The organism is Actinacidiphila glaucinigra (assembly GCF_035918135.1).
Lineage (GTDB): Bacteria > Actinomycetota > Actinomycetes > Streptomycetales > Streptomycetaceae > Actinacidiphila > Actinacidiphila glaucinigra.
This window is the reverse complement of record NZ_CP109144.1, coordinates 7,916,345-7,930,938: the sequence shown is the minus strand read 5'-3', so window position 1 is coordinate 7,930,938 and position 14,594 is coordinate 7,916,345. Positions and strand designations below refer to the sequence as shown.

Annotated in this window: 11 protein-coding genes; 6 read left to right on the top strand and 5 right to left on the bottom strand. The window is 69.7% G+C overall.

Going from position 1 to position 14,594, the window contains the following annotated elements; genetic code table 11:
- Positions 1–697: 697 nt before the first annotated feature.
- A complete protein-coding gene (locus OIE69_RS35840) occupies positions 698–1,777 on the top strand; it encodes an alpha/beta fold hydrolase (RefSeq protein ID WP_326578812.1) in 1,080 nt (359 codons plus the stop codon).
- Positions 1,778–2,113: 336 nt separating this feature from the next.
- Here OIE69_RS35840 and OIE69_RS35835 read toward each other — a convergent pair whose 3' ends face one another.
- The gene (locus tag OIE69_RS35835) at positions 2,114–2,350 is read right to left on the bottom strand and encodes a hypothetical protein (RefSeq protein ID WP_326578811.1); all 237 of its coding nucleotides are present in this window, start codon (positions 2,348–2,350) and stop codon (positions 2,114–2,116) included.
- 302 nt (positions 2,351–2,652) lie between these two features.
- Here OIE69_RS35835 and OIE69_RS35830 point away from each other — a divergent pair, with 302 nt between their 5' ends.
- Positions 2,653–2,871, top strand: coding sequence for a PLD nuclease N-terminal domain-containing protein (locus OIE69_RS35830; RefSeq protein ID WP_326578810.1), 219 nt, complete (start codon positions 2,653–2,655; stop codon positions 2,869–2,871).
- Between the two features lie 208 nt (positions 2,872–3,079).
- Here the strand turns inward: OIE69_RS35830 and OIE69_RS35825 are convergent, their stop codons facing one another.
- Positions 3,080–4,660: an IS1182 family transposase gene (locus OIE69_RS35825; RefSeq protein WP_326581508.1), complete on the bottom strand. Its 1,581-nt coding sequence runs from the start codon at positions 4,658–4,660 to the stop codon at positions 3,080–3,082.
- Positions 4,661–4,729: 69 nt separating this feature from the next.
- Positions 4,730–5,938, bottom strand: coding sequence for an acyltransferase family protein (locus OIE69_RS35820; protein WP_326578809.1), 1,209 nt, complete (start codon positions 5,936–5,938; stop codon positions 4,730–4,732).
- Between the two features lie 318 nt (positions 5,939–6,256).
- Here OIE69_RS35820 and OIE69_RS35815 point away from each other — a divergent pair, with 318 nt between their 5' ends.
- The 4 genes from OIE69_RS35815 (at position 6,257) to OIE69_RS35800 (ending at position 12,481) form a co-directional block, all read left to right on the top strand.
- Positions 6,257–7,012: an amidase family protein gene (locus OIE69_RS35815; protein WP_326578808.1), complete on the top strand. Its 756-nt coding sequence runs from the start codon at positions 6,257–6,259 to the stop codon at positions 7,010–7,012.
- A 282-nt stretch (positions 7,013–7,294) separates the two neighbouring features.
- Positions 7,295–7,798: a winged helix-turn-helix transcriptional regulator gene (locus OIE69_RS35810; protein WP_326578807.1), complete on the top strand. Its 504-nt coding sequence runs from the start codon at positions 7,295–7,297 to the stop codon at positions 7,796–7,798.
- A 104-nt stretch (positions 7,799–7,902) separates the two neighbouring features.
- Entirely contained in the window at positions 7,903–8,445 is a 543-nt protein-coding gene (locus OIE69_RS35805) for a hypothetical protein (protein WP_326578806.1), read from the top strand.
- Positions 8,446–9,094: 649 nt separating this feature from the next.
- Positions 9,095–12,481, top strand: a complete 3,387-nt coding sequence (locus OIE69_RS35800) for a S8 family peptidase (RefSeq protein ID WP_326578805.1) — start codon at positions 9,095–9,097, stop codon at positions 12,479–12,481.
- A gap of 197 nt (positions 12,482–12,678) precedes the next feature.
- On the opposite strand, the gene OIE69_RS35795 is transcribed toward OIE69_RS35800, so the two are convergent.
- Positions 12,679–13,338 carry a response regulator transcription factor gene (locus OIE69_RS35795; protein WP_326578804.1) on the bottom strand — a complete coding sequence of 220 codons (660 nt, stop codon included), beginning with the start codon at positions 13,336–13,338 and terminating at the stop codon, positions 12,679–12,681.
- The gene (locus OIE69_RS35790; RefSeq protein WP_326578803.1) at positions 13,335–14,519 is read right to left on the bottom strand and encodes a sensor histidine kinase; all 1,185 of its coding nucleotides are present in this window, start codon (positions 14,517–14,519) and stop codon (positions 13,335–13,337) included. The genes OIE69_RS35795 and OIE69_RS35790 overlap by 4 nt, the downstream gene beginning before the upstream one ends.
- Between the last annotated feature and the right edge of the window lie 75 nt (positions 14,520–14,594).

Below are 14,594 nucleotides of genomic sequence, written 5' to 3'. Positions count from 1 at the left end.
CGCTGAAGTCTGCGCACGTGAAGGCCCGCAACGAATCGCTGTCGGCCAACGTCGCCTCCCCGCTGGCCGTCGCTCAATCCGCGGCGGTCCAGGCCATCAACGTCCGCCAGTAGCTCCGGAAGCCGGCCGTCGTCCTGGACAACACTGCCGCGTCGGGGCCCGGTCACCTTCGAAAGGGTCAATCGGCGAAAGCCTGACCGCGGCCGGCCCTCACTGGTCGGTCGCGGTCAGGCCCGGCTCGTCATGGCCGGCGGTGTTCTGCGGTGAAGTGCCAGGCTGCGTCCCCCGGAGACCGAGCGGGGCAATCGCCTTGCCGTATGTCGCGCCGAGGTATCGCGACTCCTTCCGCAACGACACAGGCTTCCCGTGCGCTGCACGAGCGACCACTCTTGATGAGCAAGGTCCACCATCAGCGCCGGCGTAGATCCAGACCACTCCTCCGGAATGACCCGGATCACACCGCATTGCCCTTCCAGAAATAGGAGCATATGCTCTTATCTGTTCCTCGTGTGTGCCTGCCTGCCGCATGCAGGGACGCAAGGCCGTTCGTACAGGCACAACGCCACGCCATCGGGCACTGGCCGCCGCACCCCGTCGCCGGGCGCCTTGCCCCGCCGGCGCCCCTTGATCACCATGGCAAAAGGAACCGAGTGTGAACCCCTCCCCTATCGAACCTCCCCGCCAGGACGGTGCCGCCATGCCTTCATCGCACTCGGCCCAGCCGCCGCGCCAGGTTTCCCGGCGCGCCTTCGTCGGCGGCGCGGCAGCCGTCACTGCCGGTCTCGCGCTCACCGGTGTCTCCGCTCTGCCCGCTACCGCCGCTACGGCCGCTCCGCGGCGGACCCCGAAGGGCTTCGGCTCTGTGTCCGGTGTTCCCGGGCTCCCCGAAGGGTTTCGTCGGACGTTCACCAGCCGGCTCATCCAGGCCGGTGGCATACGTCAGCACGCCGTCGTCGGCGGCGACGGGCCGCCCCTGCTCCTGATACACGGCTGGCCGCAGAACTGGTACGCCTGGCGCATGGTCATGCCGATGCTGGCGCGGAACCACACGGTCATCGCCGTGGACCAGCGCGGCATCGGGCTGACCGACAAGCCCCGCGACGGTTACGACACCGCCACCCTCGCGAACGATCTCGCCGCGCTGATGGACACCCTAGGCCACGAACGCTTCGCGGTCGTCGGCCATGACACCGGCATGCCGATCGGCTACGCGCTCGCGGCGGACCACCCTCACCGCGTCGACCGTCTCGCCGTCGCGGAAGCCGTCATTCCCGGTGTGACGCCCTCCCCGCCTCTGCTCGGCCCCGCCCAGGCCAACAACATGCTCTGGCACTTCCCCTTCAACCGGCTCGACGACGTCAACGAGCTCCTGGTCGCAGGCCGAGAGGACGTCTACTTCGGCTGGCAGCTCGACACCAAGGCCGCGCGAAAGCTGCCCGACTACGCCGTCCGGTACTACATCGAATCCCTCACCGCGCACCGCCACGCGCTGGGCGGAAGCTTCGGCTGGTACCGCGACCTCGACACCACGTTCACTCAGAACGCCGACCGCGTGAAGCGACACCTGACCATGCCCGTCCTCGCCATCGGTGGAGCGCAAAGCGTCGGAGAGGGAGTGACGACCACCATGAAGCTCGCGGCCGACGACGTGCGGTCCCTGGTCGTCCCGGGCAGCGGCCACTGGGTCGCCGAGGAGGCCCCGCGGGAACTGCTGGCGGCGCTCACCGCTTTCCTGGCCCCCTACCGCGCCACCGCCGCGGCGAGGAACCGCCGGTAGGCGCCTCAAGGGCGGCCTGGAACGTCTGTCGCGTGGTCGATGTCCCTTGGGGCCGCGTGCGCTTCTGGCGGGGTGCGGGTGCCGGGGCTCGCGTTCCCCGGCACCCGCCGCGACTTCAAGAGGCACTGGTCGGCGTTGCAGTCCCTGTCGCCGCGCGCCGCTGTGCAGGTAAGCGCGGTCGATCGTCCGGCGGACGGAGTTGCCGACCGCGTCCTTCGCGGTCACGCGCAGCGTCACATACGCGTTGCCGTGCACCTTGGCAGGCCGCTGCACGGTGGCGGTGAAGCCACTGCCCTTGGGGGCCGTGCGGACCGTGGTCCAGGTCTTCCCGTCGTCCTAGGAGGTCTCGACTGTCAGCCGCACGCCGCGCGGCGCCCCCATGCCGTCCTGCATCCGGACGTTCAGTCCCAGGTCGTGCGTGCGCTGCGCTCCGCCCGCGTCGCGGCCGCCGACCGGTATGACGTAGTCGACCTGGGGCAGCGGCAGCAGCGTTGTGTCGGCGGCGGCACCGGAGCGGAAGGACCAAGAGGTGCGGGTGCGGGTGCCGGCGCCGAAGCGCCAGTCGTCCGACACGCGGGGGGTCGCGCAAGCCCGCCTTCGTCACCAAGTCCCGCCACGCCCGTCACGTTGGCGGGGGCTGTCTCGTCCACCTGACGAAGCGACAGCAGATGAGAGTGCGGTTCGCGCCGCCGGGCCGGCTCTGCGCAGCTCTTGACCGTATGGGCCAAGGGACAACGAAGTCGCCAGGCAGCGCACCGATCCACTCGTGACGATCACAGAAAGGGCTGCATCGTGAACACGACTGTGAGGCATGGCGGAGGGGTGGTCGCCGGACCGGCTCCGGTCATCACCGCGACGGCACTCGGGGTAACCCCATGACGCCAGTGCTGGAATGCGCGATTTACCTGATAGTCGCGGCACTGTACGTCTATGCCGTGGTCGACTGCGTCAGAACCCCCGCAGCGCGCGTTCGAATGCTGCCCAAGACGGGCTGGCTCGTGATCATGGCCTTGATGCCGATTCTGGGCGCCATAGCCTGGCGGAACCTGGGCAAGCGGTCCCTGCCTGTCGAGGGCCAGTCGTCCACGGACTGAGTCCGGTTGCTCGCCGATCCCTGTCGGGCTGCAGCGTCCGTCACGCCCCTCGCCCACGGGTGCGACCGACACGGTCGCCGCGCCGCACGGCAGCCGCCGGGTCGAGCCAACGACGAGTGGCTGTGACCGGCACATTCGACACGGCCTAGAAGACTCATGAAGATCTTGGTGAGGGGCTGTCTGGTTGTGGGCTGGACGGGTCCTCGGTCTATGCGGTGGCCGGGCTGAGTGTCCAGGTTCCGTCTGTGTGGGTGAGTCCGAGGTTGATGAGTCGGCGGAGGTTGAGAGCGGCGGCTCGGGTGTGGAGCCAGGTGTTGTTGGCGATGGTGCCGCGGTAGCGCAGGCGGCGGTTGCCGTGCTGGACGAGCCAGGCGACGGCGCGTTCGACCGGTGGTCGCCAGCGGCGGTAGTCGGCCTGCCATGTGGGGTCGGTGGCGGCCTGGTGGCGGGCGGCGGTCTGCAGGTCGTGGTGGGGGCGGATGGTCAGGGTGCGGCCGGCCTTAGCGTTGGTGCATCGCTGACGCAGTGGGCAGTCGGTGCACCGGTCCTTGAAGGCGGCCTTGCGCTGCTGGTGCCGGCCGCCGGGGTCGGACAGGGGGACGGTGTGTCCGGCGGGGCAGGTCACCGTGCCGTGGGTGGTGTCGATGGCGAAGTCGTCGAGGGTGAAGCCGCCAAGGACCGCCGCTCGGAGGGGGGCGGGTTTGAGGAACAGACGGTGACCTGCTTGTTCCAGGGTCTGGCGGGCCTGGCCGGTGGAGTAGGCGGTGTCACCGAAGGCGTCCACCGGTCCGTCTTCTTCGGCGAGCAGGTCCACGCCGACGGTGGCTTCGTGGTGCTCGGGGCCGGCGCCGGGCGTGAGGGTGACGGCGGTGTATAACCCGGTCTCGGGCTCGATCGCGAGGTGGGCTTTGTACCCGTCCTGCTGGTGGGTGCGGGTCTTGTGCACGTGCCGGGACTGCGGGTCGACGGTGGAGACCACCCGGCCTGGTGCGGTCCCTTGGGTGATGCGCCAGCGTCCGTCGCGTCCGTCGGAGTCCTGGGCGGGTTCGACGTCCTGCCCGGAGACAAGGGCCAGGATGCCAACGGCGTTGGCGGCTTTCTCGCCCAGTTCCCGCTCGGGTAGATGCCCCAGCAGTCTGAGCGCGTCACCGACCAGGGCGTCCACGAGATCAGCGCGGGCCTGCTGATCGTTCCAGGCGATCCGTGGTTTGCCCGGGTCGGTGTAGTCGTGCGCGGTGCACTGCACCGCTGCGGCCTGGTCGGCGCCGGGAACCTCGCGGATCACCGCGCGGATCGCGGCGATGAGCTGGGTGACGGTGTCCTGGGTGGCGACCGCGTCGTCCAGCACGGTGGAGTCCAGTGCTCGCCGGTGCTTGCCCTGAAGGACCCCGGTGGCTTTCACCACCTCGCGCACGGCCTCGAAGACCCGGTTCGGCCGCACCGAGCGCGCCAGACGGCGGCGGAAGTAGGCCAGCAGCGACGGATCGAAGGCCGCATCGTGCAGACCGAGCCCGCAAGCGGCCTTCCACCGCAGATCACAGCGCAGTTCCTGGACCGTCTCGAAGTCCGACAGCCCGTGCAGGGCCTGCACCGTGATCGCCGCGGCCAGGATCTGCGGCGGCATGGACGGCCGTCCGTTCGCCGAGGGATACATGTCCGCGAACATCTCCGCCGGGAACAGCGCTCCGCGATGCTCGGCCAGGAACGCGAACACACTTCCCGCCGGAATCAACTCCCGGCAGGTCTCCCACACATCCGGCCCGACCGACTCCCCGGCCCATTCCCCCATCACCACGAAACCGAGTCTGGTCCCACCGCTCACACGGCGGGACCAGAACCCAAGATCTTCATGACTCTTCTAGGGTCGCATCCCGAACAGGAAGCGGGTTGCCCGCGTGCGGCGGACCAGTAGCTCGTACGCGGTGAGGGTGAGGATGAGGGCGATCACCACGAGCACGGCGTACTCAACGAGGATCGGCGCAGACCAGCCGATCACGAAGTATGCGACGGCGACCACGATCGGCTGGTGCAGGACGTACAGCGGCAGCACGGCTGCGGCGAGATAGCCATAGAGGCGCCGACGCGTCGTCGGGGTCGGGTTCGGCGCCGCACGCGGTTGCTCCAGCCGCCGACGGTCGAGGAGGCCTGGGATGGCGACCACCAGGCACCATCCGGCCGCACCGAACAGCGCCCGCGAGGCGATGGCCAGGGCGGTCATCTCCGTGAAGGGCTCGTCGGCCAGGGCAAAGCCGGGGCCGGCTACCGCGAACAGCAGGGCGCCGAGCCAGGCTGCGGTCCCGGCGTCGCGCCGCATCACGGTGCGGAAGCGGTCGTCGGTGGCGAGCGCGAAGCCGGCGACGAAGAACAGCAGGTACGACCAGCGGTGCCAGCCCGCGTAGTCCTCCTCCAGCCGTGCGAAGGCACAGATCGCCGCGAAGGCGAGGGCCGGCAGGAACACGAGGCCCCGCCGGTGCAGGGTCGCCTCCGCCACCCGGTCGCCGATGCGGCGGACGCGCTCGCGCGGCAACCACAGGTGGAACGGCACCAGCATGAGGGAGAACGCCAGGAGGAGCACGACGAACCAAAGATGGCCGGTCTCGAAGTGCTCGCCCTGGACGACGAAGGGGAACTCATCGGGCTCCAGGTGCACGTCGTAGAAGCGGGGCAGGAAGCCGAGGTACGACTCGTGGTAATCGGCGTCGGCCGAGCGCAGCCGCAGCCACTGCGGCAGCGGGTTCAGCGCGAGGGTCGCGAAGACCAGCGGAACGCCGAGCCGCAGCAGCCGCTCGCCGGCGAAGCCGCCCGCGCCGCGGCGCTGAAGCGAGTGCCAGGCACCGAGGCCGGAGATGAGGAACAGCAGCGGCATGGCCCAGACGACCCCGAACCCGGCGATGATCATGATGGCTTCGGTGGTCTCGGCGTTCTTGACGTAGAAGTCGTCGTCGGCGGCGAATACGAGCGCCGAGTGGAAGAAGACCAGCCCGATCACGACCAGCATCCGGATCGCGTCCAGCTCCGGCCGCCGCTCCGGTAGCGGTGCCCGCGCCGGTTCTGTGCGCGTCGCCATGTCTGTGCCCCCCGTCGCCCGTACGTCACCAGTGTCGGAAAGGCGGCCGCCGGGCGCCACCCCCGCAACGGACTCCGCTCACATCGAAGATCAACTTTCGATACACGCCCTGGACGGGGGGTGAGGTGGGGACGGGGGTGTCGCGCGCCCCGGCCCCGCGCACGCCCCGGCCCCGCGCACGCCCCCGGAAGAGGGTCGTGACAGGGAGAACGTTATCCGCCGATGTCTCGGTCGTTCATCGAGGCGCGCGGTCGCGCTCGTGAAGGGCCCGCGCCGCGTTTCAGGGCGCCAACTCGCCCGATCCTCGCGGTCGGTCCCATGGCCCGCAGCGTCCGCGACCTCGCACTCGCGTATGCGTTGCCGGCCGGGCCTGACGGCGCCGACGGCTACTCCACCGCCCCGCGCGAGTTCGACGCCGGCCTGGGCACCTCGCCGGACCGTCATGTGCGCGTGGGCTGGCTGGTCGACTCGGGACTCGGTCCGACCGACGCGGAGGTCGCCGCGACTGTGCGGGCGGCCGCGGACGCCCTGCGGACAGCGGGGGTCCAGGTCGACGCGGTGGAGATCCCCGCTCTCGAGCGGGACAACCCCCTCGAACTCTGGACCAAGATGAACGTCATGGAGGTGAAGCCGGCCTTCCGGCAGGTCACCGCGGGTCACGAGGACCAGATGTTCACCTACTCCAAGACCTTGGCCGGCATGCCCGACACGTCCGTGGAGGACTACGTCCGCGCCGAACAGGGCATCGAGCGTCTCCGGGACGGTTTCGCGGAGTACTTCCAGCGGTACGACGTCCTGCTGCTCCCGGTGACGACGATCCCCGCGCACGAGCACCAGCTCGGGCAGTTCACCCTCGACGGCCGGACGGTGGACGCCTTCCACGTGTCGTCGACGACCGTCCCCTTCAATCTGACGGGACTGCCGGCCCTGTCGATGCGGTTCGGCACGAACAGCGACGGTATGCCGATCGGCGTGCAGTTGGCGGCCGACTGGCACTCGGAGTCGACGATCCTGCACATCGCCTCGCTGCTGGAGACGCTGAGTCCGGTGCGCGACCTGCACCCCGCCCTCTGAGAACCGGGGAACGAATTCCGACGCCGAAGCGGGGGCCCATCGCAAGGCTGCCACGGCGTCGGCTGGTCACCGGCCTCCCTCTTCTCCGCCCCGCACCCCCTCACATCGACCTCCGGGGGTGCGGGGCGGGCGTGGGTGGCGCCATGGAACCTGCACACCGGCTCAGCGCCTGCCCGGCCACCTCCGCCACCACGGCCTCCACGGTCACATCGGTGGGGACGGCGGCCTCGCGACCCGCGGCAGAAGTCGTAGGCTTGCGTTGAGCAAGTCTGGAGGTGCGACATGCCGGGACCCCGTCGCGGAACCGCCGACGGCCCCTGTCCGATCGGACGGACTGCCGACATCCTGGGCGACCGGTGGGCGTTGTTGATCATGCGCAACGCCACCGTCGGGATGACCCGCTTCGACGAGTTCAAGGCCGAGTTGGACATCGCGGACAACGTCCTGTCCAGCCGTCTGCGGCAGCTCGTCGAGTCCGGGCTGCTCACGCGAGCCCCCTACCGGCCCGAAGGCGGTGGCCGGACCCGTGACGAGTACCGGCTGACGCAGGCGGGTGAGGACCTGCTCCCCGTCCTGCACGCGATGATGGTGTGGGGGAACGCCCACAGCGAGTCCGCGTCACCGACGCGGCCGATGCGTCTCGTGCACAGCACCTGCGGGGAGTCGTTCGAACCCGGCCGCCGCTGCCCGCGCTGCCGGAAGCGGGTGCCGCGCTCCGAGACCGCTTGGATCAGGCCCTGGCAGAGCGACCTGGCCCAGGTCCTGGGCGCCGCCGCGACCCCGTGATCCCGTGAACGGTCCCCAGATGCCCGAAATGCTGGCTTTTGTTGCGAAAGCCTGGAGTGCGTCCTAGACTGGCTGCCGTAAGGCAAGCCAGAAGGGAGCAGGTCATGGCCCACAACACCACGACGACGCACCCCACGATCCGCGCACTCCCCCGTTCCGTCACGCGACTGGAGATCCCGGTCGGAACGAACTACAAGCAGTTCGTCGCCCGCTTCGAGCAGGCCGTCCCTCCGCTCGACTACCGGCGCACCTTCGAGTTGGTCACCGAGCGGGCGCCGTGGAGCGCCGTGCGCCGCCTCGCGGACGAGGGCGCTCCACTGGGGTTCATGATCTACTGGAAGTTCGACGCCCAGCCGCTGTTCGGCGTGGCCGGCGATCGGGCCCGCTGCACCGAATACCTGATGGGCAATCACACCATCGCGGAGCGCATGTACCGGCACGACGCCGGGGCCCTGATGTACGCGCCCCTGCGCATCACGATCCACGAATCCCCCTCGGGCGAGGCGGTGTTCGCGATCGACCGACCCAGCGACACGGTGAGCGCGCTCGGCCGGCCGGAGATCACTGAAGTGGGGCGCGAGCTGGACCGCAAGGTCGGTGCGCTTCTCGCCCACCTCGGCGTCCCCGTGCCCGATGAACTGACCTGACCTCAGGACGACGCACGGCCGGACCTCGTGCACGGGGTTCTCCCCGCGGCGGTTTCGGCCTCGCCGGGCGGCGCGGGCGGCACCGACCGCGATCGCGGAAATGCCCTGGGGCGGCCCCCTGGTGACGTCGGGCGTGGACGGACAGCGGCCGGACCTCGCGTGCCCGGTCCAAGCCGAGTATCCACTCGGCTTGGACCGGGCACTGGTTGCGGCTTGGTCAGGTGCAGGCGGACGTTGCCCTGACCCGGTTCGCACAGGCACTCCTGGGGCATGGACTCGTCGAATGGCCCCATCGAATCCGGCCGGACCCAATGGGTTTGACGGAAAATTGCGAATTCCGGCAGGATTTCCCGCAAGAGCGGGACGAGGGCTGCCGACCCTCGCACATGGGGGTCCGACCCTCACCATTCGACGGCATCACCGCAGGTGAAACGCGGTCAGTGCCTGTCTTGCCGGACAGCGAGCGGTTTGGGGTCGAAAAGTTCGCTAATGCCGCAGATAATTCACCGGTTGGCGACCCGGTCACCTTCCATCAATCCAAGATCAACCCGTTGACACCCTCTCGGGACTGGTGCTTCGCTGTGCGGCGCACCCCAAGTCCACCGTGAAACCCACGCGTCGGCGCGGGGTGAATGAGCGAGAGGACACCGTGAAATTCACGTCCAAGAGACCTGCGTTCGGCACGGTCCTGGGAATCAGCATGCTGCTGGTCGCCGCTACTTCGTCGGCGTCCCTGGCACTTGCCGCCCCCACCGGCACGGCATCGTCGGCCGCACAGCTCTCGGCCTCGGCCTCGGCCTTCGGGACGGGCCCCGAGATCAAGGGCGCTTCGGCCGGGGCGGGTGTGCAGCGGTGGATCCCGCTGATCACCGGTGACCGGATCGCGGTGAACGCGAAGGGCGAAATCGTCGCCGCGCGTCCCGCCGAGGGCCGCGAGGACATACCCATCCGGGTGGAGACCCGCGACGGGCACACCTACGCCCTGCCCGATGACGCTCGGGACCTCGTCCGGAGCGGCCGGGTGGACCGGCGTCTGTTCGACATCACCACGCTGAGTACGCCGGCCTACGCGGATCGCCATGACCTGCGGCTCATCGTGATGTACGACGCGGCCCGTCCGGCGGCCAGGTCGGCGCTGCGCGCCGCCGGGGGTGCCAAGGTCGAGCGCACGCTGCCGAGTGTCAACGCCGACGCCGTCGCCGCGCCCGCGGACGGCAGTGCGGAACTGTGGGCGGCGGTCACCAGCGGGTCCGCCGACGCGATGAAGCGCAGTGTGGCTTCGGGTGTCGCCTCGGTGTGGCTGGACAGCGTCGTGCTGGCGAGCCTGGACAAGAGCGTCCCGCAGATCGGCGGCCCGGAGGCGTGGGCGGCGGGTTTCGACGGCACCGGTACGCGTATCGCCGTCCTCGACACGGGTGTCGACACCACCCACCCGGATCTGGCCGGACAGGTCGTCGCCGAGCAGAACTTCTCCGACTCGCCGGACACCGGGGACCGGTTCGGTCACGGCACGCACGTCGCATCCATCACGGCCGGCACCGGAGCCAAGTCCGGTGGCACGTACAAGGGCGTGGCGCCAGGGGCCCGCCTCCTGAGCGGCAAGGTCCTCGGCGACAGCGGCAGCGGCAGCATGTCCCAGATCATCGCGGGCATGGAGTGGGCCGTCGCCGAGAAGGCCGACGTCGTCAACCTCAGCCTCGGCGGCTACGACTCCCCGGAGATCGATCCGGCGGAGGAGGCCGTCAACAGGCTGTCGGCCGAGAGCGGAACCCTCTTCGTCATCGCGGCCGGCAACAACGGCGAGCAGGGAGCCGGCACCGTCGGCTCCCCGGGCAGCGCCGATGCCGCCCTCACCGTCGGCGCGGTGGACAAGCAGGACAAGCTGGCCCCGTTCTCCAGCACCGGCCCGCGCGTCGGTGACGGCGGCATCAAGCCGGATCTGACGGCGCCCGGTGTGGCCATCGGGGCCGCGGCCGCGCACGACAGCTACCTGAGCACGGTCGCCCCCTCCGTCGCGGACGGCTACATCGCGCTCAACGGCACCTCGATGGCCACCCCGCACGTCGCCGGCGCCGCCGCCATCCTCGTCCAGCAGCACCCGGACTGGACCGGCGAGGACATCAAGGACGCGCTGGTCTCCTCGACGACGCCCGGCGGGTACACGCCCTTCGAGCAGGGCTCGGGCCGGGTCGACCTGCGCAACGCGATCAAGCAGACCGTCGTCGCCCGCGAGACCTCGCTCTCGTTCGGACTCGCGCAGTGGCCGCACACCGACGACCAGCCGCTCACCAAGGACCTCACGTACCGGAACACGGGCAGTGCCCCGGTCACCCTGAAGCTGACCGTGGACGCCACCGGACCGGACGGAAACCCCGCACCCGGCGGGATGTTCACCGCGGACGACCAGGTCACCGTCCCGGCGCACGGCGAGGCGACCGTGAAGGTCACCGCCGACACCCGCCTCGGCGGTGACACGACCGGTGCCTTCACCGGGCGGATCACGGCCGCCGGCGACGGGCAGACCGTCGGCACCGCGCTGGCCGTGGACCGCGAGTCGGAGATGTACACCGTCACGGTGAAGACCCTCGACCGCAAGGGCAAGCCCGCGCCCGCCCCCGCCTGGGACGCCCAGCTGCAGGGCCTGGAAGGACCCGCCAAGGGCGCCAACACCGTGCTGTACGGCGACACGCACTCGGTGCGCGTCCCCAAGGGCCGGTACTTCCTCAACAGCATGGTCCGGGTCGACCCGGAGGGTTCGTACGGCCAGGGCGGTGACTGGTTCAACCAACCCAACCTCGACGTCACCAAGGACACCGTGGTGACGGTGGACGCGCGCACCGCCAAGGCGCTCGACATCACCGTCCCCGACCGTTCCGCGCAGCCGGCCCTCGGCTTCTTCAGCGCGGGCATCGAGCTGCCCGACGGATTCGGCACCCGCTACGGGGTCTTCACCAGTTCCCTCGCCCAGTACCGCACCGCCCACCTCGGCCCGAAGGCGGCCGATGGCGACCGGCTGACGCAGCAACTCATGACCACGTTCTCCACCGGCGTCAACGGGCACGACGAGTACCACCTGGTGTACCAGCCGACCGGTGACAGGTACCTCACCGGCTTCACCCACCACGCCAAGGCCCGGGAGTTCGCCAAGGTCCAGGCGAAGCTCGGAGCCCCGGCGAAGGGCAAGTTCGGATTCGTCACGCCGATCACCGAGGGCGGTGCCGGCCTCGGCACCGTGCACGCCCTGCCCTACACCGGCACCCTGCACCTGCTCTCGGGGAACCCCTCGTGGCAGCTGAGCTTCATGCAGGTCGACGCGAACGACTCCTACGAGACCAGCTACGACGCGCTGCCGAGGACGTTCAAGCCCGGACGCTCCTACCAGCACGTGTTCAACGTCGGTGTCTTCGGGCCGGATCTCCCGGAGGGCGCCGGACTCATCGGACTGCTCCGGGCCGACGAGGCGATCGACGGACGGCTTCCGCTCTTCTCCGACAGCGAGGGGAACATCAGCGAGAACAACTCGCCGATCGAGAGCGCGCGGACGTCCCTCTACCGCAACGGTGAGCTCGTCAACTCCAGCATCTACCCGATGGACGTCTTCTACATCGCGGAGAACGAGAGGGCCGACTACCGCCTGACCGTCTCGGTCAAGCGCGGCACGGTCGCCGACGTCTCCACGAGCATGACCGCGAGCTGGACGTTCTCCTCCGAGTACGCCCCGGGGATCACCAAGCTCCCCACCTCCGTCGTGCGCTTCACCCCCGCCCTGTCCCTCGACAACACGGGCAAGGCCCGGGCCAAGACGTGGGTGCCGGTGACCGTCAAGGGCACCGCCGCGGGCAGGAACCTCAAGTCGCTGAGCGTGTGGGCCTCCTACGACAAGGGAGCCAACTGGCAGAAGCTCAACGTCTGCGACGGCCGGGTGCAGGTCAGCAACCCCAAGGCCGGCGGCAGCGTGTCGTTCAAGGCCCAGGCCGTGGACAAGCAGGGCAACACCGTCGACGAGACCATCGTTGACGCCTACCTGACGAAGTAGTCCGCACCGGGCCGGAACCGCACTCGAGGGCTCGCGCCCTCCGCGGTTCCGGCCTGGGGAACGAATCCGCGGCCACCCGTACGCGGGGCCCCCTCCTCCTGGGGGTTCGCGTACGGGTGGCCCTCCCACGTCCGGGACCGGTCGGTGAGGACCACGGGACGCGAGGACCGGCGTGCACCGCGGATGACGCGCCCGGCTCAGGGGTAGAGGCCGGCCCGGAAGGTGAACGAGACGAGCTGCGCTCGATCACGTGCGCCGACCTTCGTCATGGCCCGCACCGCATGCGTCTTCACGGTGAACGGCGACACGGACATCTGGGCCGCGATCTCGTCGTTGCCGAGGCCGCTTGCGATGAGAACGACCACGTCCCGCTCCCTGGGGGTCAGAGCGCCGAAGCGTTGCAGCAGTTCCCGGTCGATCACCGGCGGCGGCCTGTCCGTCATGTGACCGATGAGCGCAGCTGTTGCCGCGGCCGACAGCGCACCACCACCGCCGACGACCTCGGCGATTCCGGCGACGAGTTCAGCGGGGCTCACGGTCTTGCTCAGGAAACCGTTGGCGCCCGCGCGCAGGGCGGCGAGAACGATGTCGTCCTGGTCGAACGTGGTCAGCACGATCACCCGCGTCTCTTCGGGCGGATGCTCCGCGCGGATCCGGCGGGTGGCTTCGACACCGTCGATACCGGGCATCCGGATGTCCATCAGGACCAGGTCGACGGGGTGCTCCCGGAGGAAGGGGACGACCTGGAGTCCATCGGAGAGATCACCCACGACGACGAGACCCGGGTCGAGGCGGAGCATCACCCGGATCCCGGCCCGTATGTCGTCCTGGTCGTCGACGATCAGGATCCGCGTCATCGGACGACGGCCCCCAGGGGGCTGAACTCCGCGTGGACCCGGAATCGCCCGTCGTGACTGTCGATCGTCAGCCGCCCGCTGGAGGACTCGACGCGTTCGCGCATTCCCACGAGTCCGAGTCCGCTGCCCGAGTCGGAGCCGCGGGGTGAGCGACCGACGCGGTTCTCCACGGTGACGCAGATCCTGCCGTCGTGCTCGCGCACATCCACCGTTGCCATCCCCTCTCCATGCCGGTAGGCATTCGTGAGTGCCTCCTGAACGACCCGGTAGACCGTCACGCCGACACTGGGCTCCACGAAACCGGCGGGGATGTCGATGGAGGGCCGGATGCCGAGGCCGATGCTCTCGAAGGAGGCGATGAGTCCCTCCAGGCCGCTGAGCGCCGGGGTCGGCCGGAGCGCCTCGTCGTCGGAGATGTCGTCCCCGAGGCGGAGGAGCGCCAGGATGCGCTGCGTTTCGACGACGACGGTGCGGGCGCTGGACCTGGCTGAGACGAGGGCCTGCCGGGCGGACTCGGCGTCTTCCGGCAGCCCGATTTCCGCCGCACCGAGGTGCAGGCTCAGCATCGCGACCTGGTGGCCGATGACGTCGTGGAGGTCTCGTGCGATGCGGAGTCGTTCTTCGGTCACTCGTCGGGTGGCCTCGATCTCGCGGGTGGCGATGGCGCTCTCCGCCCGTTCCTCCAGGGTCCACCAGTGGTCTCGATGGATGCGGAGCGCGGCCCCTGTCGCACCTCCTGCCACAGCCGAGAAGACGGCGGCGGCTCCCACGACCGCGCCCCCACGGAATCCTCCGACCGTCATGAACGCCCCCAGGAAGAACGCCGCCACGATGCCGGTTGCGGCCAGCGGCTGCTTTCCCCTGAGGGTGACCGAGAACAGTACGAGCACCGCCATCATCCACACCGACAGGGGGTCGTGACCCACCGCTGTGACGGCGAAGGCCGCCGCGCTCGTCACGACCAGTCCCGCCCACGGCTTCCACCACGAGAGGGTGACACCGCCGCCGGCGAGGAGCACGGACAGGGCCGTCGGCCAGTCCGCGCCTCTCAGGACCACCGCCACGATCTGTCCGGTGAACACCAGAGCGGCCAGCGCATAGGCGACTCGGTGCAGCACCTCGGGGCGGCGGACCCACAGCGGTGCCGCGAGCCCGTCCTGACTGTTCTGCGCCTTGACCATGAACCGATTCTCGTTCACGTGTGCGGCGGCCGTGTACTTCGAATGATGTAGACCGCGAGGTTGCCGCGGTCGGTC